The following is a 1005-nucleotide window of genomic DNA, read 5'->3' on the forward strand; positions in this document are numbered from 1 at the left end:
CATCTCCAGTGCGTTGAGCACCGAGGCATAGTCCTCGGGGTCAGTGACGATGGCGACATAGGCGTGGTTCTTGGCCGAGGCGCGGATCATCGCCGGGCCGCCTATGTCGATGTTCTCGACGATCGAGGCGTAAGCCGCGCCGGAGCGGCGGACATCCTCGAAGGGATAGAGATTGGAGACGACGAGATCGATCGGCTCAATGCCATGATCGCGCATCGCCGCGGCGTGTTCGGGATCGTCGCGCACGCCGAGCAGCGCGCCGTGCACGGACGGATGCAGCGTCTTGACGCGGCCGTCCATGATCTCGGGAAAGCCGGTAAGGTCGGAGACGTCGCGAACGGCCATGCCCGCCTCGGCGATCGCCTTTGCCGTGCCGCCGGTGGAGACCAGCTCGACGCCGGCCGCGGCCAGAGCCCTGGCGAAATCGATGAGCCCGGTCTTGTCGAAGACGGAGAGCAGCGCGCGGCGAACGGGAACGAGGTCAGGCGCGGGAATGTTCTTGGCGGCGACGGCCATGGGCTGGCGGCCTTTCACGGCTGGTTGGGAAAGTGTCCGCGCGCCGTAGCACATGGCGACCGGAAATCAAGCCGTTAGAGCGACGTGCGTTCACTTGGACGCACAGAGTACGCTCTAACACTTTTCGGCCTACACATCGTACTTTCCGAAAATCGTTCCAATTTTCAGGCCGATGCGTTACAGCATCCTTTGCTCCAGGCCTGGATCATTCGCTCCGCTGCCACCTGCAGTCTCAGCTTTTTGCAGGATGACCGGCGATGGCCGTTCGCGTCAGTTGCCAATGGACTTCGGAAACCTCCGATGCCTTGAAGGCCAGCACGATCTGCCGGCTGCGGCGCGGGCCGCCAAGACCGGCGAAATAAATCGATTCCTCGACCTCGGGGGCTACCTCGGTGCAGGTGAACACCCATGTGTCGGCCTGTTCGGCGGTCAGCACCAGGCGGCAGTGCTCGTCCGCCTGGTGCTGACCGCCGAACAGGCCGACACATG

Annotated in this window: 1 protein-coding gene and 1 pseudogene; both read right to left on the minus strand. The window is 63.7% G+C overall.

Going from position 1 to position 1005, the window contains the following annotated elements; all coding sequences use genetic code 11:
* Positions 1-516 (minus strand): annotated as a pseudogene (gene purH / locus EOA86_RS36105) (bifunctional phosphoribosylaminoimidazolecarboxamide formyltransferase/IMP cyclohydrolase); the annotation flags it as partial.
* A gap of 232 nt (positions 517-748) precedes the next feature.
* A partial coding sequence (locus tag EOA86_RS36110; protein ID WP_206630256.1) for a heparinase II/III family protein occupies positions 749-1005 on the minus strand: 257 nt, incomplete at its 5' end.

The sequence above is a fragment of the Mesorhizobium sp. M5C.F.Ca.IN.020.32.2.1 genome, from assembly GCF_004023105.1.
GTDB lineage: Bacteria > Pseudomonadota > Alphaproteobacteria > Rhizobiales > Rhizobiaceae > Mesorhizobium > Mesorhizobium wenxiniae.